This is a genomic window from Pseudomonas sp. SD17-1 (assembly GCF_029201585.1).
Lineage (GTDB): Bacteria > Pseudomonadota > Gammaproteobacteria > Pseudomonadales > Pseudomonadaceae > Aquipseudomonas > Aquipseudomonas palmensis.
The window spans coordinates 4860077-4879444 of record NZ_CP104044.1 but is presented as its reverse complement, the minus strand read 5'-3'; the positions used below and the strand labels follow the sequence as shown (position 1 = coordinate 4879444).

Annotated in this window: 17 protein-coding genes, 2 tRNA genes and 2 rRNA genes; 18 read left to right on the top strand and 3 right to left on the bottom strand. The window is 61.9% G+C overall.

The window, feature by feature from the left end:
• The first annotated feature begins 39 nt into the window (after window positions 1-39).
• The 7 genes from N0B28_RS22270 to N0B28_RS22240 all read left to right on the top strand — a co-directional run bounded on the left by N0B28_RS22270 (window position 40) and on the right by N0B28_RS22240 (window position 7284).
• A tRNA-Ile gene (locus N0B28_RS22270) sits at window positions 40-116 on the top strand.
• Between the two features lie 7 nt (window positions 117-123).
• Window positions 124-199: transfer RNA gene (locus N0B28_RS22265), tRNA-Ala, on the top strand.
• 224 nt (window positions 200-423) lie between these two features.
• A 23S ribosomal RNA gene (locus N0B28_RS22260) occupies window positions 424-3314 on the top strand.
• Between the two features lie 138 nt (window positions 3315-3452).
• A 5S ribosomal RNA gene (rrf, locus tag N0B28_RS22255) occupies window positions 3453-3568 on the top strand.
• Window positions 3569-3721: 153 nt separating this feature from the next.
• Complete coding sequence (locus tag N0B28_RS22250) at window positions 3722-4381, top strand: paraquat-inducible protein A (protein WP_043860301.1); 660 nt, start codon at window positions 3722-3724, stop codon at window positions 4379-4381.
• Entirely contained in the window at window positions 4368-4991 is a 624-nt protein-coding gene (locus N0B28_RS22245) for a paraquat-inducible protein A (RefSeq protein WP_104572943.1), read from the top strand. Before N0B28_RS22250 ends, N0B28_RS22245 begins: the two co-directional genes overlap by 14 nt.
• Window positions 4984-7284, top strand: coding sequence for an MlaD family protein (locus N0B28_RS22240; protein WP_275728814.1), 2301 nt, complete (start codon window positions 4984-4986; stop codon window positions 7282-7284). Before N0B28_RS22245 ends, N0B28_RS22240 begins: the two co-directional genes overlap by 8 nt.
• A 143-nt stretch (window positions 7285-7427) precedes the next feature.
• On the opposite strand, the gene rpsT is transcribed toward N0B28_RS22240, so the two are convergent.
• On the bottom strand, window positions 7428-7706 hold the full coding sequence (gene rpsT / locus N0B28_RS22235) for a 30S ribosomal protein S20 (RefSeq protein WP_043860304.1): 279 nt from the start codon (window positions 7704-7706) through the stop codon (window positions 7428-7430).
• Window positions 7707-7957: 251 nt separating this feature from the next.
• Here rpsT and murJ point away from each other — a divergent pair, with 251 nt between their 5' ends.
• The 6 genes from murJ (at window position 7958) to ispH (ending at window position 15293) form a co-directional block, all read left to right on the top strand.
• Window positions 7958-9496, top strand: a complete 1539-nt coding sequence (gene murJ, locus N0B28_RS22230; RefSeq protein WP_043860305.1) for a murein biosynthesis integral membrane protein MurJ — start codon at window positions 7958-7960, stop codon at window positions 9494-9496.
• Between the two features lie 118 nt (window positions 9497-9614).
• Entirely contained in the window at window positions 9615-10565 is a 951-nt protein-coding gene (gene ribF / locus N0B28_RS22225; RefSeq protein ID WP_054914919.1) for a bifunctional riboflavin kinase/FAD synthetase, read from the top strand.
• On the top strand, window positions 10562-13393 hold the full coding sequence (gene ileS, locus N0B28_RS22220; RefSeq protein WP_275728808.1) for an isoleucine--tRNA ligase: 2832 nt from the start codon (window positions 10562-10564) through the stop codon (window positions 13391-13393). The genes ribF and ileS overlap by 4 nt, the downstream gene beginning before the upstream one ends.
• Entirely contained in the window at window positions 13386-13901 is a 516-nt protein-coding gene (gene lspA / locus N0B28_RS22215) for a signal peptidase II (protein WP_043860308.1), read from the top strand. The genes ileS and lspA overlap by 8 nt, the downstream gene beginning before the upstream one ends.
• Window positions 13894-14331, top strand: coding sequence for an FKBP-type peptidyl-prolyl cis-trans isomerase (gene fkpB / locus N0B28_RS22210; protein WP_054914918.1), 438 nt, complete (start codon window positions 13894-13896; stop codon window positions 14329-14331). Before lspA ends, fkpB begins: the two co-directional genes overlap by 8 nt.
• A 14-nt stretch (window positions 14332-14345) precedes the next feature.
• The gene (gene ispH, locus N0B28_RS22205) at window positions 14346-15293 is read left to right on the top strand and encodes a 4-hydroxy-3-methylbut-2-enyl diphosphate reductase (RefSeq protein ID WP_043860310.1); all 948 of its coding nucleotides are present in this window, start codon (window positions 14346-14348) and stop codon (window positions 15291-15293) included.
• On the opposite strand, the gene N0B28_RS22200 is transcribed toward ispH, so the two are convergent.
• Window positions 15282-15788 carry a GspH/FimT family pseudopilin gene (locus N0B28_RS22200; RefSeq protein WP_275728802.1) on the bottom strand — a complete coding sequence of 169 codons (507 nt, stop codon included), beginning with the start codon at window positions 15786-15788 and terminating at the stop codon, window positions 15282-15284. The genes ispH and N0B28_RS22200 overlap by 12 nt on opposite strands.
• A 107-nt stretch (window positions 15789-15895) precedes the next feature.
• On the opposite strand from N0B28_RS22200, the gene N0B28_RS22195 reads away from it, so the two are divergent.
• From N0B28_RS22195 to thiO, 5 genes are read left to right on the top strand one after another with little or no spacing between them, the layout of a single operon-like run.
• On the top strand, window positions 15896-16243 hold the full coding sequence (locus N0B28_RS22195; protein ID WP_275728800.1) for a prepilin-type N-terminal cleavage/methylation domain-containing protein: 348 nt from the start codon (window positions 15896-15898) through the stop codon (window positions 16241-16243).
• On the top strand, window positions 16240-16944 hold the full coding sequence (locus tag N0B28_RS22190; protein ID WP_275728797.1) for a hypothetical protein: 705 nt from the start codon (window positions 16240-16242) through the stop codon (window positions 16942-16944). The genes N0B28_RS22195 and N0B28_RS22190 overlap by 4 nt, the downstream gene beginning before the upstream one ends.
• Complete coding sequence (locus N0B28_RS22185; RefSeq protein WP_043860313.1) at window positions 16941-17453, top strand: PilX N-terminal domain-containing pilus assembly protein; 513 nt, start codon at window positions 16941-16943, stop codon at window positions 17451-17453. The genes N0B28_RS22190 and N0B28_RS22185 overlap by 4 nt, the downstream gene beginning before the upstream one ends.
• A gap of 11 nt (window positions 17454-17464) precedes the next feature.
• On the top strand, window positions 17465-17875 hold the full coding sequence (locus N0B28_RS22180) for a type IV pilin protein (RefSeq protein WP_043860314.1): 411 nt from the start codon (window positions 17465-17467) through the stop codon (window positions 17873-17875).
• 29 nt (window positions 17876-17904) lie between these two features.
• Window positions 17905-19002 (top strand): glycine oxidase ThiO, encoded by a 1098-nt coding sequence (gene thiO / locus N0B28_RS22175; protein ID WP_275728792.1) that lies wholly within the window; start codon window positions 17905-17907, stop codon window positions 19000-19002.
• Between the two features lie 40 nt (window positions 19003-19042).
• Here thiO and N0B28_RS22170 read toward each other — a convergent pair whose 3' ends face one another.
• Complete coding sequence (locus N0B28_RS22170; protein WP_043860316.1) at window positions 19043-19279, bottom strand: PP0621 family protein; 237 nt, start codon at window positions 19277-19279, stop codon at window positions 19043-19045.
• Window positions 19280-19368 lie beyond the last annotated feature (89 nt).

The window sequence follows — 19368 nt, the reverse complement described above, 5'->3', positions numbered from 1 at the left end:
ATTCATTGAAGAAGACGATTAGGTTAGCAACCTTCGATTGGGTCTGTAGCTCAGTTGGTTAGAGCGCACCCCTGATAAGGGTGAGGTCGGCAGTTCGAATCTGCCCAGACCCACCAATTTGCTGGGGCCATAGCTCAGCTGGGAGAGCGCCTGCCTTGCACGCAGGAGGTCAGCGGTTCGATCCCGCTTGGCTCCACCACCCCGCTTGCCAGTTTGTCAAAGCTTAGAAATGAATATTCGCGTCGAATATTGATTTCTGAACTTTATCAGAATCGTTCTTTAAAAATTTGGGTATGTGATAGAAAGATAGACTGGACAGCACTTTCACTGGTGTGTGTTCAGGCTAAGGTAAAATTTGTGAGTAATTACAAGTTTTCGGCGAATGTTGTCTTCACAGTATAACCAGATTGCTTGGGGTTATATGGTCAAGTGAAGAAGCGCATACGGTGGATGCCTTGGCAGTCAGAGGCGATGAAAGACGTGGTAGCCTGCGATAAGCTTCGGGGAGTCGGCAAACAGACTTTGATCCGGAGATCTCTGAATGGGGGAACCCACCTGGCATAAGTCAGGTATCTTGTACTGAATACATAGGTGCAAGAGGCGAACCAGGGGAACTGAAACATCTAAGTACCCTGAGGAAAAGAAATCAACCGAGATTCCCTTAGTAGTGGCGAGCGAACGGGGACTAGCCCTTAAGTGGCTTTGAGATTAGCGGAACGCTCTGGAAAGTGCGGCCATAGTGGGTGATAGCCCTGTACGCGAAAATCTCTTAGTCATGAAATCGAGTAGGACGGAGCACGAGAAACTTTGTCTGAATATGGGGGGACCATCCTCCAAGGCTAAATACTACTGACTGACCGATAGTGAACCAGTACCGTGAGGGAAAGGCGAAAAGAACCCCGGAGAGGGGAGTGAAATAGATCCTGAAACCGTATGCGTACAAGCAGTGGGAGCCTACTTTGTTAGGTGACTGCGTACCTTTTGTATAATGGGTCAGCGACTTATATTCAGTGGCGAGCTTAACCGAATAGGGGAGGCGTAGCGAAAGCGAGTCTTAATAGGGCGTTTAGTCGCTGGGTATAGACCCGAAACCGGGCGATCTATCCATGGGCAGGTTGAAGGTTAGGTAACACTGACTGGAGGACCGAACCGACTACCGTTGAAAAGTTAGCGGATGACCTGTGGATCGGAGTGAAAGGCTAATCAAGCTCGGAGATAGCTGGTTCTCCTCGAAAGCTATTTAGGTAGCGCCTCATGTATCACTGTAGGGGGTAGAGCACTGTTTCGGCTAGGGGGTCATCCCGACTTACCAAACCGATGCAAACTCCGAATACCTACAAGTGCCGAGCATGGGAGACACACGGCGGGTGCTAACGTCCGTCGTGAAAAGGGAAACAACCCAGACCGTCAGCTAAGGTCCCAAAGTTATGGTTAAGTGGGAAACGATGTGGGAAGGCTTAGACAGCTAGGAGGTTGGCTTAGAAGCAGCCACCCTTTAAAGAAAGCGTAATAGCTCACTAGTCGAGTCGGCCTGCGCGGAAGATGTAACGGGGCTCAAACCATACACCGAAGCTACGGGTATCACTTAGGTGATGCGGTAGAGGAGCGTTCTGTAAGCCTGTGAAGGTGAGTTGAGAAGCTTGCTGGAGGTATCAGAAGTGCGAATGCTGACATGAGTAACGACAATGGGAGTGAAAAACTCCCACGCCGAAAGACCAAGGTTTCCTGCGCAACGTTAATCGACGCAGGGTTAGTCGGTCCCTAAGGCGAGGCTGAAAAGCGTAGTCGATGGAAAACAGGTTAATATTCCTGTACTTCTGGTTATTGCGATGGAGGGACGGAGAAGGCTAGGCCAGCTTGGCGTTGGTTGTCCAAGTTTAAGGTGGTAGGCTGAGATCTTAGGTAAATCCGGGATCTTAAGGCCGAGAGCTGATGACGAGTTGCCATTAGGCGACGAAGTGGTTGATGCCATGCTTCCAAGAAAAGCTTCTAAGCTTCAGGTAACCAGGAACCGTACCCCAAACCGACACAGGTGGTTGGGTAGAGAATACCAAGGCGCTTGAGAGAACTCGGGTGAAGGAACTAGGCAAAATGGCACCGTAACTTCGGGAGAAGGTGCGCCGGTGAGGGTGAAGGACTTGCTCCGTAAGCTCATGCCGGTCGAAGATACCAGGCCGCTGCGACTGTTTATTAAAAACACAGCACTCTGCAAACACGAAAGTGGACGTATAGGGTGTGACGCCTGCCCGGTGCCGGAAGGTTAATTGATGGGGTTAGCTAACGCGAAGCTCTTGATCGAAGCCCCGGTAAACGGCGGCCGTAACTATAACGGTCCTAAGGTAGCGAAATTCCTTGTCGGGTAAGTTCCGACCTGCACGAATGGCGTAACGATGGCGGCGCTGTCTCCACCCGAGACTCAGTGAAATTGAAATCGCTGTGAAGATGCAGTGTATCCGCGGCTAGACGGAAAGACCCCGTGAACCTTTACTATAGCTTTGCACTGGACTTTGAATTTGCTTGTGTAGGATAGGTGGGAGGCTTTGAAGCGTGGACGCCAGTCTGCGTGGAGCCATCCTTGAAATACCACCCTGGCAACTTTGAGGTTCTAACTCAGGTCCGTTATCCGGATCGAGGACAGTGTATGGTGGGTAGTTTGACTGGGGCGGTCTCCTCCTAAAGAGTAACGGAGGAGTACGAAGGTGCGCTCAGACCGGTCGGAAATCGGTCGTAGAGTATAAAGGCAAAAGCGCGCTTGACTGCGAGACAGACACGTCGAGCAGGTACGAAAGTAGGTCTTAGTGATCCGGTGGTTCTGTATGGAAGGGCCATCGCTCAACGGATAAAAGGTACTCCGGGGATAACAGGCTGATACCGCCCAAGAGTTCATATCGACGGCGGTGTTTGGCACCTCGATGTCGGCTCATCACATCCTGGGGCTGAAGCCGGTCCCAAGGGTATGGCTGTTCGCCATTTAAAGTGGTACGCGAGCTGGGTTTAGAACGTCGTGAGACAGTTCGGTCCCTATCTGCCGTGGACGTTTGAGATTTGAGAGGGGCTGCTCCTAGTACGAGAGGACCGGAGTGGACGAACCTCTGGTGTTCCGGTTGTCACGCCAGTGGCATTGCCGGGTAGCTATGTTCGGAAGAGATAACCGCTGAAAGCATCTAAGCGGGAAACTTGCCTCAAGATGAGATCTCACTGGAGCCTTGAGCTCCCTGAAGGGCCGTCGAAGACTACGACGTTGATAGGTTGGGTGTGTAAGCGCTGTGAGGCGTTGAGCTAACCAATACTAATTGCCCGTGAGGCTTGACCATATAACACCCAAGCAATTTGCGTCGAACGACCAGATTGCGGTGTTGTGAAGACACAGTAAGCCGAAGATTTGTAACTCACAAACATCACATACCCGATTCGCTGGAGTGTCTGAACAAGACCTTCTGGCAACAGAATTTCTTGACGACCATAGAGCATTGGAACCACCTGATCCCATCCCGAACTCAGTAGTGAAACGATGCATCGCCGATGGTAGTGTGGGGTTTCCCCATGTGAGAGTAGGTCATCGTCAAGATTAAATTCCGAAACCCCTATCTGCATCTGCAGGTAGGGGTTTTGTCTTTGTGGCCTGTTCTGCGCCAAGGCTGGCTCCTGCGCGGTTGTGCTCCCACAATTGGGGCAACGACACTAGAATAGGCCCCGACGTTTTTTTTCTCAGAACCCTTCTATGCCCGACCCTGACGATCGCGATTCACTCGCAGGCTTGCCGCTGGATCAATTGGTGGCGTGCCACGAATGCGACCTGCTACTGCGCAAGCCCGAGCTCAAGACGGATGAAAAAGCGCAATGCCCGCGCTGCGGCTATGAGTTGTACGCCCATCGGCACAATGTGGTCGAGCGCAGCCTGGCCTTGGTACTGGCGGCCTTGCTGCTCTACGTGCCGGCGAACTTTCTGCCGATCATGCAACTCCATCTGTTGGGCCAGAACTCCGATGACACGGTGTGGAGCGGTGTGATCGGCCTGTACAACAGTGGCATGGGTGGCGTGGCGGTGGTGGTGTTCCTGTGCAGCATGGCCATTCCACTGCTCAAGCTGCTGTGTCAGCTGGTCGTGTTGCTGACCATCCGCTTGAACAGGGGCCGCAGCTACGGCCTGCTTCTTTACCGTTTTTATCACCACATGCGCGACTGGGGCATGCTTGAGGTCTACCTCATGGGCGTACTGGTCGCCATCGTCAAGCTGGTGGATATGGCCGAACTCAGCCTAGGGCTTGGCTTGCTGTGTTTTGTCAGTTTGTTGCTGGTTCAGGTCTGGCTGGAAGTGGTGATGTCCCCCCACCAGATCTGGGTAGCCTTGTCGGGAGAAGATGTGCATGCGGGCGATTGACGCAGGAATACTGATCTGTACCGAGTGTCATGAGCTCAACCGCCAGGAGGCGGGCGCCAGCAGCCAGACCTGCACACGCTGCGGGGCGCTGGTGCATGCACGCCGGCCCAACAGCCTGGCCCGTACCTGGGCGCTGCTGATTACCGCGGCCATTCTGTACATACCGGCCAACGTGCTGCCGATCATGACGGTCAGCACCCTGGGGCAGGGCAGCCCCGACACCATCATGTCCGGCGTCATCACCCTGATGCAGCACGGCATGCTGCCGATCGCGGCCGTGGTGTTCATCGCCAGTATTCTGGTACCTACCTTCAAGCTGGTGGGCATCGCCCTGCTGTTGTACTCGGTGCAGCGCCACCAGCCGCTGTCGGCACGCCAGCGCATCGTGATGTATCGCTTCATCGAATTCATCGGCCGCTGGTCGATGCTGGATATCTTCGTCATCGCGATCCTGGTGGCGGTGGTGAATTTCGGCCGGATTGCCAGTGTCGAAGCCAACCTGGGGGCGGTCGCCTTTGCCAGTGTGGTGATTCTGACAATGCTTGCTGCAGTAACTTTCGATCCCCGACTGATTTGGGATAACACGGAGTCGGATGACGACCATGAGTGATTTGCCTACGGCTAAAACCCGCCCAGCTTCGAACTGGTCGGCCATCTGGATTCTGCCCCTGATCGCATTGGTGATCGGTGGGTGGCTCGGCTGGCAGGCCTACCGTGAAGCGGGGGTGAACATCGAGGTTCGCTTCGAGAGCGGCGAGGGTATCGTCGCCAACAAGACCGAGGTGGTCTACAAGGGCATGTCGGTGGGTAAGGTCAAGAGCCTGGTGCTCGATGACAAAGGCCGCAACAAAGGTGTCATCGCCACCATCGAGATGAACCAGGTGGCCGAGGAGCACCTGCGCAAGAACACTCGCTTCTGGCTGGTCAAGCCAAACGTGAGCCTGGCCGGGATCACCGGGCTGGAGACGCTGGTATCAGGCAACTACATTGCCGTGAGCCCGGGCGATGGCGAGCCGAGCAAGCGTTTCAATGCGTTGAGCGAAGCACCGCCGATGTCCGACAGCGTGCCCGGCCTGCATCTGACCCTCAAGGCCGATCGTCTGGGGTCGCTCAACCGTGACAGCCCCGTGTTCTACAAGCAGATCCAGGTTGGCCGGGTGAAGAGCTACAAGCTCTCCGACGACCAGGGTACGGTCGAGATCAAGGTGTTCATCGAGCCGGGCTATGCCGACCTGGTGCGCAAGCACACGCGTTTCTGGAACGCCAGCGGCGTGAGCATCGATGCCAACCTGTCGGGCGTGAAGGTGCGCAGCGAGTCCCTGGCCAGCATCGTTGCCGGCGGTATCGCATTCGCTACCCCCGAGCACCGCAAGGACAGCCCGCCCACCGACCCGAACCTGCCGTTCCGTCTTTTCGAAGACTTCGACGCCGCCCAGGCGGGTATCCGGGTCAAGGTCAAGCTGAGCGACTTCGAGGGCCTGCAGGCGGGCCGTACGCCGGTCATGTACAAAGGTATACAGGTAGGTTCGCTGAAAGCCCTGAAGGTCGATGCCGACCTCTCCAGCGCCATGGCCGAGCTGACCCTGGACCCGCTGGCCGAGGACTACCTGGTCGAAGGCACCCAGTTCTGGGTGGTCAAGCCGTCGATCTCCCTGGCGGGTATCACCGGCCTGGAGGCGTTGGTAAAGGGCAACTACATTGCTATCCGTCCCGGCGACAAGGGCGCCTCGCCTCAGCGTGAATTCGAAGCCCGGGCCAAGGCCCCGCCCCTCGATCTGAAGGCGCCCGGCCTGCACCTTGTGCTGTTCAGCGACAACCTGGGCTCGCTCGAGGTTGGCAGCCCGATCCTGTATCGGCAGGTAAAGGTGGGTAGCGTGCAAAGCTACCAGTTCTCCAGGAAGCAGCAACGCCTGCTGATTGGCGTGCACATCGAGCCCGAGTACGCCAACCTGGTCAATGGTTCGACGCGTTTCTGGAACGCCAGCGGCATTACCCTGACTGGCGGCCTGTCGGGCATCCAGATCAAGAGCGAGTCGCTGCAGAGCCTGATGGCCGGTGGCATCGCCTTCGATACGCCGAAACAGAATGTACCGCTCAAGCGTCGTATCCCCACCTTCCGCCTGCTGGCCAACCAGGAAGCGGCGGATCGCAAGGGCACCAGCATCACCATCAAGGTGGACCGTGCGGACGGCCTCAAGGTCGGCACCCCCATACGCTTCAAGGGGCTGGATGTCGGCAAGGTCGAAGCGGTGGACCTGGCGGAGGACCTGCAATCGGTGACGCTCAAGGCGCAGATCACCGAGGTGCCCGAGCGTATTGCGCGTGTGGGCACGCAGTTCTGGGTAGTCAAGCCGGCGCTGGGTATCGTCAAGACGGCCAACCTGGAGACGCTGGTCACCGGTCAGTACCTTGAAGTGCAACCGGCGGCGAAGAATCAGGGCTCGCAGCGCAACTTCGTGGCCTTGCCCGAGCCACCGGACCTGACCGCTCGCGAGGCTGGCCTGCCGGTGGTGCTCAGCGCTGCTCGACGCGGGTCGATCAAGGTCGGTGTGCCGGTCACCTACCGTGAAGTGCCGGTGGGCAAGGTCACGGGGTACGAACTGGGGCAGACAGCGGATCGCGTGCTGATCCATATCCTGATCGAGCCACGCTACGCCTCGCTTGTGCGCGGTGGCAGCCGTTTCTGGAACAGCAGTGGCTTCGGCTTCGATATCGGCCTGTTCAAGGGCGCTACGGTGCGTACCGAGTCGCTGGAGACCCTGATCGAGGGTGGCATTGCCTTCGCCACGCCAGACGGCGACAAGATGGGCAACGCAGCGTTGCCGCAGCAGACCTTTGCCCTGTTCGACAAGGCCGAGGACGAATGGCTGCAATGGGCGCCGAAGATCCCGCTCGGCAAGTAGGCAAGGCATAGCCCTTCGCCGACCAGGCCGTCTCCTGCAGGAGTCAGCCTGGTCGGCGAAGGGAGCGGCCCTGTCTTCCCGGCATCATCAAATCGCAGGCAATAAAAAACCGACCCTAGGGTCGGTTTTTTAACAAGCGTCGCTTAGGCAGCTGCAGCAATCTTCAGTGCCTTGATGTGGCCATTCAGACGGCCTTTATGGCGAGCAGCCTTGTTCTTGTGGATGATGCCTTTATCGGCCATGCGGTCGATAACTGGAACAGCCAGGATGTAAGCAGCTTGCGCTTTTTCGGCGTCTTTTGCGTCGATGGCCTTGACTACATTCTTGATGTAGGTGCGAACCATGGAACGCAGGCTGGCGTTGTGGCTGCGACGCTTCTCAGCCTGTTTTGCACGTTTTTTGGCGGAAGGTGAGTTGGCCACCGTCGAGCTCCTCGAAAGACTTGGTAAATAGCAAACAAAATAGGCCGCGAATCATGCCGATGAGTTGATCGGTTGTCAAGGGCGCTTGTTAGGTTCCGCTGAGCGGTCGATTCGCTGGAGGGGATGATTCCCTTCTGGCGCATGACCTGTAAACTCGGGAGTTTTGCTCTGTCTGCTTTGCGCGGCGGAGTATCGCATACTTGGATGCCGTTTAGGCCTCTCCTTCATCCATATGGCATGAAAATCTTTCGATGAATCTCCTCAAGTCCCTGGCTGCAGTCAGTTCCATCACCATGGTGTCGCGCGTGCTGGGCTTTGTCCGCGATACCATCCTGGCGCGCATCTTCGGCGCCGGTGTTGCCACCGACGCCTTTTTCATTGCCTTCAAGCTGCCCAACCTGCTGCGGCGAATCTTTGCCGAGGGGGCGTTTTCCCAGGCGTTCGTGCCGATCCTGGCCGAATACAAAAGCCAGCAGGGCGAGGAGGCGACCCGCACCTTCGTGGCCTATGTCGCCGGCCTGCTGACCCTGGTGCTGGCGGTGGTCACGGCGCTGGGGATCCTGGCCGCACCCTGGGTGGTGTGGGTCACCGCGCCGGGCTTCGTCGACAGCGCCGAGAAGTTCGAGCTGACCACCGACCTGCTGCGCGTGACCTTTCCTTATATATTGCTGATCTCGCTGTCGTCCCTGGCGGGCGCCATCCTCAACACCTGGAACCGTTTCTCGGTACCGGCCTTCGTGCCGACCCTGCTCAACGTCGCGATGATCTTCTTCGCGCTGTTCCTCACCCCGTACTTCGATCCGCCGGTGATGGCCCTGGGCTGGGCGGTACTGGCCGGCGGCCTGTTGCAGCTGCTGTACCAGCTGCCGCACCTCAAAAAGATCGGCATGCTCGTGCTGCCCCGCCTGAACCTGCGCGATACCGGGGTATGGCGCGTGCTCAAGCAGATGCTGCCAGCCATCCTCGGGGTGTCGGTAAGCCAGATCTCGCTGATCATCAACACCATCTTCGCCTCGTTTCTGGTGGCCGGCTCGGTGTCGTGGATGTACTACGCCGACCGCCTGATGGAGCTGCCCTCCGGGGTGCTGGGCGTGGCGCTGGGCACCATCCTGCTGCCGACCCTGGCCAAGACCTACGCCAGCAAGGATCGCCACGAGTATTCGCGCATCCTCGACTGGGGCCTGCGCCTGTGCTTCTTGCTGGTGTTGCCTTGCACCTTTGCCCTGGCAATTTTGTCCGAGCCACTGACGGTGGCCCTGTTCCAGTACGGCAAGTTCACCGCCTTCGATGCCGCCATGACCCAGCGCGCGCTGATCGCCTACTCGGTCGGCCTGCTCGGCATCATTCTGGTCAAGGTGCTCGCCCCTGGCTTCTATGCCCAGCAGAACATCCGTACACCGGTAAAGATCGCCATCTTCACCCTGGTGGCCACGCAACTGCTCAACCTGGTGTTCATCGGCTACCTGCAGCATGCCGGGCTGGCCCTGGCGATCAGTGTCGGCGCCTGCCTCAATGCCGGCCTGCTGTACTGGAAGCTGCGCCAGCAGAACCTGTTCGAGCCGCAGCCGGGCTGGACCGCCTACCTGCTCAAGTTGCTGGTGGCCGTACTGCTGATGGCCGGTGTGCTGGTGGCCGGCATGTGGTACATGCCTGCCTGGGAGCAGGGGCACATGCTCGAGCGGTTCCTGCGGCTGGGCGTACTGATTGGCGCAGGCGTGGTGACCTATTTCGGTTGCCTGTACCTGTTTGGTTTTCGTCCACGGGACTTCGCCCGCAAGGCGCTGCACTGATGGCCGGCGCGGGTCAGGCGTCGGTTTTGTGTTTTAGACGCCCTGGCATCGCGCTGCTGCCTGTCGTCGGCGCCCGGGTGTGGTTATAATCGACCACTTTATGAGCAAGAAGCGCGTTATGCAGCTGGTTCGAGGCCTTCACAACCTTCGCCCCGAGCATCGGGGCTGTGTTGCCACTATCGGCAACTTCGACGGTGTTCACCGCGGTCACCAGGCTATCCTGGCGCGTTTGCGTGAGCGCGCGGTAGCGCTGGGCGTACCCAGCTGCGTGGTGATTTTCGAGCCACAGCCGCGTGAGTACTTTGCACCGGACACCGCGCCTGCGCGCCTGGCCCGCCTGCACGACAAGGTCGCCCTGTTGGCCGCCGAAGGCATCGACCGGGTGCTGTGCCTGGCGTTCAACCAGCGCCTGTGCAAGCTCAGCGCAGCCGAATTCGTCGACACCATCCTGGTCGACGGCCTGGGCGTGCAGCACCTGGAGGTCGGTGACGACTTCCGGTTCGGCTGCGACCGGGTGGGTGACTTCACGTTCCTGCAGCAGGCCGGCCTGCGCCACGGCTTCACCGTGGAAGCGGCGCAAACCGTGGAGCTCGAGGGCCTGCGGGTCAGCAGCACGCAGGTGCGCGAAGCACTGGCGCGTGCCGACTTTGCCGTGGCCGAGCGTCTGCTGGGCCGCCCGTTCCGCATCCGCGGCCGGGTGCTGCATGGGCAGAAGCTGGCGCGCCAGCTGGGTTGGCCCACGGCCAACATACAACTCAAGCGTCATCGCGTACCGCTCACCGGGGTGTACCTGGTCAGCGTTGAACTCGATGGCCAGGCGTGGCCGGGTGTCGCCAACATCGGCGTGCGCCCCAGCGTTGCAGGTGATGGCCGCGCCCACCTGGAAGTGCATCTCCTGGATTTTGCCGGCGATCTGTATGGCCGGCGTCTCACGGTGGAATTCCACCACAAGCTGCGCGATGAGCAGCGATTCGCCTCCCTGGAGGCGCTGAAGTCGGCGATCGATGCGGATATCGCCGCCGCACGTGCCCATTGGCACGGTCAACCGCTAACGAAGAGCCTGAAATGACCGACTATAAAGCCACGCTAAACCTTCCGGACACCGCCTTCCCGATGAAGGCCGGCCTGCCACAGCGCGAACCGCAGATCCTGCAGCGCTGGGACAGCATTGGCCTGTACCAGAAGCTGCGCGAAATTGGCAAGGATCGTCCGAAGTTCGTGCTGCACGACGGCCCGCCCTACGCCAACGGCAAGATCCACATCGGTCACGCGCTCAACAAGATTCTCAAGGACATGATCTCGCGGTCCAAGACCCTGGCCGGCTACGATGCGCCGTACGTGCCGGGTTGGGACTGCCATGGCCTGCCGATCGAGCACAAGGTTGAAGTGACCCACGGCAAGCACCTCACCGCGGACAAGACCCGCGAGCTGTGCCGTGCCTACGCGGCCGAGCAGATCGAAGGGCAGAAGAAGGAATTCATCCGCCTGGGCGTGCTGGGTGACTGGGACAACCCCTACAAGACCATGGACTTCGCCAACGAAGCCGGCGAAATCCGCGCCCTGGCCGAAATGGTCAAGCACGGTTTCGTGTTCAAGGGCCTCAAGCCCGTGAACTGGTGCTTCGATTGCGGTTCGGCCCTGGCCGAAGCCGAGGTCGAATACGCCGACAAGAAGTCCCAGACCATCGACGTGGCCTTCAACGTGGCCGACGAAGCGCGGCTGGCCCAGGCCTTCGGCCTGTCGTCGCTGGCCAAGCCCGCCGCCATCGTGATCTGGACCACCACCCCGTGGACCATCCCCGCCAACCAGGCGCTGAACGTGCACCCCGAGTTCAGCTATGCCCTGGTGGACGTCGGCGACAAGCTGCTGGTGCTGGCCGAAGAGCTGGTCGAAGCCTGCCTCAAGCGCTACTCGCTGGAAGGTTCGGTGATCGCCACCGCGCCGGGCTCTGCACTGGAGCTGATCAACTTCCGTCACCCTCTGTACGATCGCCTGTCGCCGGTCTACCTGGCCGAGTACGTCGAGCTGGGCGCCGGTACCGGCGTGGTCCACTCGGCCCCGGCCTACGGTGAAGACGACTTCGTGACCTGCAAGCGCTACGGCATGGTCAACGACGACATCCTCACCCCGGTGCAGAGCAACGGCGTGTACGTCGACTCGCTGGAATTCTTCGGTGGCCAGTTCATCTGGAAGGCCAACCCGCACATCGTCGACAAGCTCGCCGAAGTCGGCGCGCTGATGTTCACCGACACCATCAGCCACAGCTACATGCACTGCTGGCGCCACAAGACCCCGCTGATCTACCGCGCCACCGCGCAGTGGTTCGTGGGCATGGACAAGCAGCCTGACAGCGGCGAAACCCTGCGCAAGCGCGCCCTCAACGCCATCGAAGAAACCAAGTTCGTGCCGGCCTGGGGCCAGGCGCGCCTGCATTCGATGATCGCCAACCGCCCGGACTGGTGCATCTCGCGTCAGCGCAACTGGGGTGTGCCGATCCCGTTCTTCCTGCACAAGCAGACCGGCGAACTGCACCCGCGCACCGTCGAACTGATGGAGCAGGTGGCCCAGCGCGTCGAGCTCGAGGGCATCGAAGCCTGGTTCAAGATGGACGCCGCCGAACTGCTCGGTGACGAAGCCGGCCAGTACGACAAGATCGCCGACACCCTGGACGTGTGGTTCGACTCCGGTACCACCCACTGGCACGTGCTGCGTGGCTCGCACAACATCGGCCACGAAAGCGGCCCGCGCGCCGACCTGTACCTGGAAGGTTCCGACCAGCACCGCGGCTGGTTCCACTCCTCGCTGCTCACCGGCTGCGCCATCGACGGCCATGCGCCGTACCGCGAGCTGCTGACCCACGGCTTCACCGTGGACGAGAACGGCCGCAAGATGTCCAAGTCGCTGGGTAACACCATCGAGCCGCAGAAGGTCAACGACACCCTGGGTGCCGACATCATGCGCCTGTGGGTATCGGCCACCGACTACTCCGGCGAGATGGCGGTTTCCGACCAGATCCTGCAGCGCAGCGCCGATGCCTACCGGCGCATCCGCAACACCGCGCGCTTCCTGCTCTCCAACCTGTCCGGCTTCGACCCGGCCCGCGACCTGCTGCCGGCCGACGACATGCTGGCGCTGGACCGCTGGGCGGTCGACCGTACCCTGCTGCTGCAGCGCGAACTGGAAGAGCACTACGGCGAGTACCGTTTCTGGAACGTCTACTCCAAGATCCACAACTTCTGCGTGCAGGAGCTGGGCGGCTTCTACCTCGACATCATCAAGGACCGCCAGTACACCACCGGCGCCAACAGTGTCGCGCGCCGCTCGTGCCAGACCGCGCTGTACCACATCAGCGAAGCGCTGGTGCGCTGGATCGCACCGATCCTGGCGTTCACCGCCGACGAGCTGTGGCAGTACCTGCCGGGCGAGCGCAACGAGTCGGTCATGCTCAACACCTGGTACCAGGGCCTGACCGAGCTGCCGGAAGGCATCGAGCTGGACCGCACCTACTGGGACCGCGTGATGGCCGTCAAGGCTGCGGTCAACAAGGAGCTGGAGAACCAGCGTGCGGCCAAGGCCATCGGCGGCAACCTGCAAGCCGAAGTCACCCTGTTCGCCGATGAGGCCCTGAGCACCGACCTGAACAAGCTGGGCAACGAACTGCGGTTCGTGCTGATCACCTCGGCAGCCAGCGTGGCGCCATTCGTCGAAGCCCCGGCCGATGCCGTGGTTACCGAAGTGGCCGGCCTCAAGCTCAAGGTGGTCAAGTCGGGTCACGCCAAGTGCGGCCGTTGCTGGCACTTCCGCGCCGACGTGGGCGTGAACCCGGAGCATCCGGAAATCTGCGGTCGTTGCGTCGACAACATCAGCGGCAAAGGTGAGGTGCGTCACTATGCCTAACCCCAACGTGGGGCGCTTCGGGCGCCTCGCCTGGCTGTGGCTGAGCCTGCTGGTACTGGTCCTGGACCAGGCCAGCAAGCACTACTTCGAAGGCGCGCTGAGCCTGTACCAGCAGATCGTGGTCATCCCCGACTACTTCAGCTGGACCTTGGCCTACAACACCGGTGCGGCCTTCAGCTTCCTGGCCGACAGCTCCGGCTGGCAGCGCTGGCTGTTCGCCCTGATCGCCCTGGTGGTCAGTGCGGTGCTGGTGGTGTGGCTCAAGCGCCTGGGCCGCGACGACACCTGGCTGGCCGTTGCATTGGCCCTGGTGCTGGGCGGTGCGCTGGGCAACCTGTACGACCGCATCGTGCTCGGCCACGTGGTCGACTTCATCCTCGTGCATTGGCAGAACCGCTGGTACTTCCCGGCCTTCAACCTGGCCGACAGCGCCATCAGCGTGGGCGCCGTGATGCTGGCGCTGGATATGTTCAAGAGCAAAAAGTCCGGAGAACCCGTCCATGACTGATACCCGTATCGGCCAGAACACCGAAGTCACCCTGCACTTCGCGCTGCACCTGGAAAACGGTGATACTGTCGACAGCACCTTCGAGAAAGCTCCGGCGGTGTTCAAGGTCGGCGACGGCAACCTGCTGCCGGGCTTCGAAGCCGCTATCTTCGGCTTCAAGGCCGGCGACAAGCGCACCGTCAGCGTGGCACCGGAGAATGCCTTCGGTCAGCCGAACCCGCAGAACGTGCAGATCATTCCCCGCTCGCAGTTCCAGGACATGGAGTTGTCCGAGGGCCTGCTGGTGATTTTCAACGACGCGGCCAACGCCGAGTTGCCCGGCGTGGTGAAGGCGTTCGATGACGCGCAAGTGACCATCGACTTCAACCACCCGCTGGCCGGCAAGACCCTGAACTTCGAGGTGGAAATCCTCGCAGTCAAGGCCCTTTGAGCCAGGAGTCAGCCATGCAGATCAAACTCGCCAACCCACGCGGCTTCTGCGCCGGCGTGGACCGGGCGATCGAAATCGTCAATCGCGCCCTCGAGGTGTTCGGCCCGCCGATCTATGTGCGTCACGAAGTGGTGCACAACAAGTTCGTGGTCGAAGACCTGCGCGCGCGCGGGGCGATCTTCGTCGAAGAGCTCGACCAGGTGCCCAATGACGTCATCGTCATCTTCAGTGCCCACGGCGTTTCCCAGGCCGTGCGCCAGGAAGCGGCGGGGCGCGGCCTCAAGGTCTTCGACGCGACCTGCCCGCTGGTGACCAAGGTGCACATCGAGGTGGCCAAGTACAGTCGCGATGGCAAGGAATGCATCCTGATCGGCCACGAAGGGCACCCCGAGGTCGAAGGCACCATGGGCCAGTACGACGCCAGCAATGGCGGTTCGATCTACCTGGTCGAAGACGAAGAAGATGTCGCCAACCTGCAGGTTCGTGACCCCGAACGCCTGGCCTTCGTGACCCAGACCACCCTGTCGATGGACGACACCAGCCGTGTCATCGATGCGCTGCGCACGCGCTTCCCCAGCATTGGCGGGCCGCGCAAGGACGACATCTGCTACGCCACCCAGAACCGCCAGGATGCGGTCAAGCAACTGGCTGACGAGTGCGACGTGGTACTGGTGGTGGGCAGCCCGAACAGCTCCAACTCCAACCGCCTGCGTGAGCTGGCCGAGCGCATGGCCACCCCGGCCTACCTGATCGACGGTGCAGAAGACATGCAGCGCAGCTGGTTCGACGGTGTCGAGCGTATCGGCATCACCGCCGGCGCCTCCGCCCCCGAAGTGCTGGTGCGTGGCGTGATCGCGCAGTTGCAGGAGTGGGGCGCCACAGGTGCCGACGAGCTCGATGGTCGCGAAGAGAATGTAACGTTCTCGATGCCCAAGGAGCTGAGGGTGCGTTCACTGATCTGACCCGGCGGCCGCGCACAGCGGCTGATCGGTGGCGAGGTGGCGCAGGCTGACCCGCCCGGTGCGTGACAGCACCACCTGATGCAGGCTCCGGGTTCCGGGACTTTCGCACACGTGCAGGGTCCCGGCCTGGAACGCACCGCCCGCCTGCAGCGGTACCCCCAGCCCGCTGAAATGCACCTGCCGCGCCAGCGGCTGATTGCCCACCACACGAACCTTCCCGCTGGCACGGTACTCGTGCAGCAAGCCTTCATCGTCGGCGCTCATTCGCCATCCCTTGCTCCAGTCGCCCTCAAAGGCCGTCAGGCTGACTCGCTGATTGCGCAGCAGGGCTTCGCTGCGGGCGCTGCGCAAGGCCTGGGCAAGGTTCTGCGCGCTGGCCTCGCGCTGTAGGCTCACGCTCATGGCGCTGTAGGCCGGCAGCCCTAACTGCGTCAGCGCCGCGATCAGCCCCAGCGCATACATCATTTGTATCAGTGTTACGCCCTGTTGCCCCATCGTGCATCCCTCCCTGGAAGTGCTTCTCTGTAGATTCAGTGCCGCTCGGTTGGGCGTACAGTCGGCCGGGTAGGCAATCACATGGGGAAATTTCGCAGGAGGCGAACATGGCCAGGAGGCTGCAGCAGGGCATGACCCTGATCGAAGTGATGGTGGCGCTGCTGGTGCTGTCACTGGGGGGAATGGCGGCGGCTGCGCTGCAAGGGCGGGCGTTGCACGGCACCGACGGCGCGCTGCGTACCACCCAGGCGCTGTACCTGGCCCAGGCCCTGCTCGAAGGCGCGCGCGCTGCGGGCGGGCTGACGGCCGGGGAGGCCAGCGCCTTGCAGCGCGAGCTGATGAAGGTGGCCGGCGCGTCCGCGCAGGCACAGGTGCGCCAGGCGGGCAATGGGCTCGCACTCGACCTGCACTGGCAGGGCGGTGGCCTTGCTGTGCAGGGGCAGGTGGGACCATGAGGCGCGACACCGGTTTCGGCCTGGTCGAGGCGCTGCTGGCGTTGAGCCTGGGCGTGCTGCTGGTGCTGGCCGGCAGCCGTCTGTTCATCGGTGTGCTGCAGGGTTGGCAGGCGCAGGGCGCACTTGCGCAGTTGCAGGAGGATGCGCGCTTTGCGCTGCAGCGCATGGCCCGTGACATCCGCATGGCCGGCGCATTCGGCTGCCTGCGGCGCGAGGCAATCAGCTTTGCTGACCCTGCCATTGCCGCGACATTTGCCCTGCCGATCAGTGTCAGCCTCGAGCCTGACGGCACCCTGCGCAGCCTGAGCCTGGTTGGCGTGCAGGGTGGGGAGGCCGGTGGCCCGCCCAACTGGACGCTGCTCACCGACTGCCTGAGCACCGCCCAGGTGCAGGCAGGCGAGCGGTTGCCCGGGCCACACCAGTTCGCCTTGCCGGTTCGTCAGCAGGTGTACCGCCTGGTGGACGGGCAACTGCTGCTCGCCAGTGGGGGCAGCCACGCGGTGCTGATCGAACATGTCAGCCGGCTGCAGGTTGACCTGGGCGTGGCGGGCGAGGGCGGTGAGCTGGCCTGGATGACGGCGGTGCCCGACCCTTCGCGCATTCGCAGCATCCGCCTGCGCCTGACCCTGGACCACCCCGCTGAACGGGTGCGCGCGCAAACCTATCAGATGGTCGCCGCCGTGCGTAACCGCCTGCCATGAAGCTGCAACGGGGCATGGCGCTGCTGGTGTGCCTGGTGCTGATGCTGCTGTGCGGCCTGCTGGGTGTTTCGGTGCTGCACAGTGCCGCCTTGCAGGCACGCATGGCCGGCAACCTGGTGATGGCATTGCAGGCGTTCGAAGCGGCGGAAGCCACGTTGCGGCTCGCCGAGGCCCGTGTGCTGGCGGGGCTTGAGCCACCGGGCCCGTGCGTGTACTGCCTGCCGCCGCCGGAGGCACCCAGGGTACGCGCCGCCGGTGTGCAGGGCGGGGCGGGGCCAAGCTCCGGGCTGGGCTGGCAGGCGCAAGGGCCTGGCTTCTTCCTGGTACAGAACCTGGGCCGCAGCTCGCGCCCCGCGCGGCTGCCGGACGGCCTTGAGGTGCAGCTGCTTCGGGTGACTGCCGTGGGGCGTCAGCAGCAGGCGCGGGTGGTTCTGGAGAGCGTGCTGGCGCAGCCAGTGGTGTCGGCTGAATGGCCGGCGCAACGTATCTTGTGGCGGCAGATCCACTAGGGGCGCACAACATGCCGCGAACTCATCAGGGCCTGAGCCTGATCGAACTGTTGATTGTCGTCGCCGTGGTCGGCATTCTGGCGGGCATTGCCTACCCCAGCTACCGCGACACGGTGAAAAGAGCCGCACGCAGCGAGGTCGTGGGGCTGCTGTTCGACAGTGCGCAGCACCTGGAGCGCCACCGCGCCCGCACGGGCCAGTATGCCGATACCGACGCCGTGATCACCCCGTTGCCCCCCGGCACAGGCCATTACAGCCTGCACGCCAGCCGCGAGGCCGAGGGTTTCAGCCTGCTGGCCCGGCGTCATGCCGGCGGGCTGATGGCCGGCGACGCCTGTGGCGACTTCGAGCTCGATCAGCAGGGTGTGCGCGGCAACCCCGGCGCCAGCAACGAGGCGGACGGGGGTTGCTGGGGTAACTGACGTCTTTCATACGGGTACTGGACCAATAGATGACCAAGCAAGTAGTGATTGTCGGCGGTGGGGTGATCGGCCTGCTGACTGCGTTCAACCTGGCGGCCGATGTCGAGCAGGTGGTGGTGTGCGACAAGGGCGCGCTCGGGCAGGAGTCTTCCTGGGCCGGGGGCGGGATCGTGTCGCCGTTGTACCCGTGGCGCTACAGCCCGGCGGTTACCGCCCTGGCGCATTGGTCGCAGGACTTCTATCCGCAGCTGGGCGAGCGTCTGTTCGCCAGCACCGGTGTAGACCCCGAGGTGCATACCACCGGCCTGTACTGGCTGGACCTGGACGATGAAGCCGAGGCGCTGGCCTGGGCGGCCCGCGAGGGGCGCCCGTTGAGCGCAGTGGATGTGGCCCGCGCCTATGCGGCGGTGCCCGTGCTGGGGCCGGGTTTCGAGCGGGCCATCTACATGGCGGGTGTGGCGAACGTGCGCAACCCGCGCCTGGTCAAGTCGCTCAAGGCGGCGTTGCAGGCCCTGCCGAACGTGACCCTTCGCGAGCATTGTGAAATCACCGGGTTCAGCCGCGAGGGCGAGCGTATTTGCGGCGTTGAAACCGTCGATGGCCCGATCCGCGCCGACCAGGTGGTGCTTACGGCGGGGGCCTGGAGTGGCGACCTGTTGCGCCCGCTGGGCCTGGAGCTGCCGGTGGAGCCGGTGAAAGGGCAGATGATCCTGTTCAAGTGCGCGAAGGATTTCCTGCCGAGCATGGTGCTGGCCAAGGGGCGCTACGCGATCCCACGGCGTGACGGGCACATTCTGGTCGGCAGCACACTGGAGCATGCAGGCTATGACAAGACGCCCACCGAAGCGGCGCTGGCGAGCCTGAAGGCCTCGGCCATCGAATTGCTGCCGGCGCTGGCCGATGCCACGCCGGTCGGGCATTGGGCGGGGTTGCGGCCTGGCTCACCGGAAGGTGTGCCGTACATCGGCCAGGTGCCCGGGCATGAAGGCTTGTGGTTGAACTGCGGGCATTACCGCAACGGGCTGGTGCTGGCGCCGGCGTCCTGCCGGTTGTTCGCCGACCTGCTGCTGGGGCGTGCGCCGATCATCGACCCGGCGCCGTACGCGCCGGGGCCGCGCCTGCTGTAACAGCAGGCATGTGGAAGCCGGCCTGGCCGGCGAAGGGCCCTCAGCCCTGGCGGGTATCGTTGGGCCCCTGCTCCAGATGCGCCGGGCTGCAATACCACAGCTGGCCCCGGTGCAAGGCACGGTCGGTGGGCAGGTGCACGCCGCAATGGGCACAGCGCACCATCTTCAGCGGGTCATCGAGGGTAGGGCGAGTATCGGCAGCAGTGCCGGCCTTGAACTTGCGCCACAACCAGAACGCAGCAGCAATCAGGGCAATCCAGAGAATTAGGCGAACCATGGTGTCCAGCTTTGTCGAATGAAGAGCCCCCAGTTTAGGGCCTGGCAACAAAAAAGGGAGGCCATCAGGCCTCCCTTTTTCATTCACCG

What these genes read in the sequence shown, in the direction of transcription:
- murJ (WP_043860305.1), top strand. Translation starts at nt 7,958, where the DNA reads ATGAATCTCCTCAAGTCCCTGGCTGCAGTCAGTTCCATCACCATGGTG.
- N0B28_RS22200 (WP_275728802.1), bottom strand. Translation starts at nt 15,788, where the DNA reads ATGGGGCAACAGGGCGTAACACTGATACAAATGATGTATGCGCTGGGG.
- N0B28_RS22190 (WP_275728797.1), top strand. Translation starts at nt 16,240, where the DNA reads ATGAGGCGCGACACCGGTTTCGGCCTGGTCGAGGCGCTGCTGGCGTTG.
- lspA (WP_043860308.1), top strand. Translation starts at nt 13,386, where the DNA reads ATGCCTAACCCCAACGTGGGGCGCTTCGGGCGCCTCGCCTGGCTGTGG.
- N0B28_RS22240 (WP_275728814.1), top strand. Translation starts at nt 4,984, where the DNA reads ATGAGTGATTTGCCTACGGCTAAAACCCGCCCAGCTTCGAACTGGTCG.
- N0B28_RS22170 (WP_043860316.1), bottom strand. Translation starts at nt 19,279, where the DNA reads ATGGTTCGCCTAATTCTCTGGATTGCCCTGATTGCTGCTGCGTTCTGG.
- thiO (WP_275728792.1), top strand. Translation starts at nt 17,905, where the DNA reads ATGACCAAGCAAGTAGTGATTGTCGGCGGTGGGGTGATCGGCCTGCTG.
- N0B28_RS22245 (WP_104572943.1), top strand. Translation starts at nt 4,368, where the DNA reads ATGCGGGCGATTGACGCAGGAATACTGATCTGTACCGAGTGTCATGAG.
- fkpB (WP_054914918.1), top strand. Translation starts at nt 13,894, where the DNA reads ATGACTGATACCCGTATCGGCCAGAACACCGAAGTCACCCTGCACTTC.
- N0B28_RS22185 (WP_043860313.1), top strand. Translation starts at nt 16,941, where the DNA reads ATGAAGCTGCAACGGGGCATGGCGCTGCTGGTGTGCCTGGTGCTGATG.
- N0B28_RS22195 (WP_275728800.1), top strand. Translation starts at nt 15,896, where the DNA reads ATGGCCAGGAGGCTGCAGCAGGGCATGACCCTGATCGAAGTGATGGTG.
- ispH (WP_043860310.1), top strand. Translation starts at nt 14,346, where the DNA reads ATGCAGATCAAACTCGCCAACCCACGCGGCTTCTGCGCCGGCGTGGAC.
- N0B28_RS22250 (WP_043860301.1), top strand. Translation starts at nt 3,722, where the DNA reads ATGCCCGACCCTGACGATCGCGATTCACTCGCAGGCTTGCCGCTGGAT.
- ribF (WP_054914919.1), top strand. Translation starts at nt 9,615, where the DNA reads ATGCAGCTGGTTCGAGGCCTTCACAACCTTCGCCCCGAGCATCGGGGC.
- N0B28_RS22180 (WP_043860314.1), top strand. Translation starts at nt 17,465, where the DNA reads ATGCCGCGAACTCATCAGGGCCTGAGCCTGATCGAACTGTTGATTGTC.
- ileS (WP_275728808.1), top strand. Translation starts at nt 10,562, where the DNA reads ATGACCGACTATAAAGCCACGCTAAACCTTCCGGACACCGCCTTCCCG.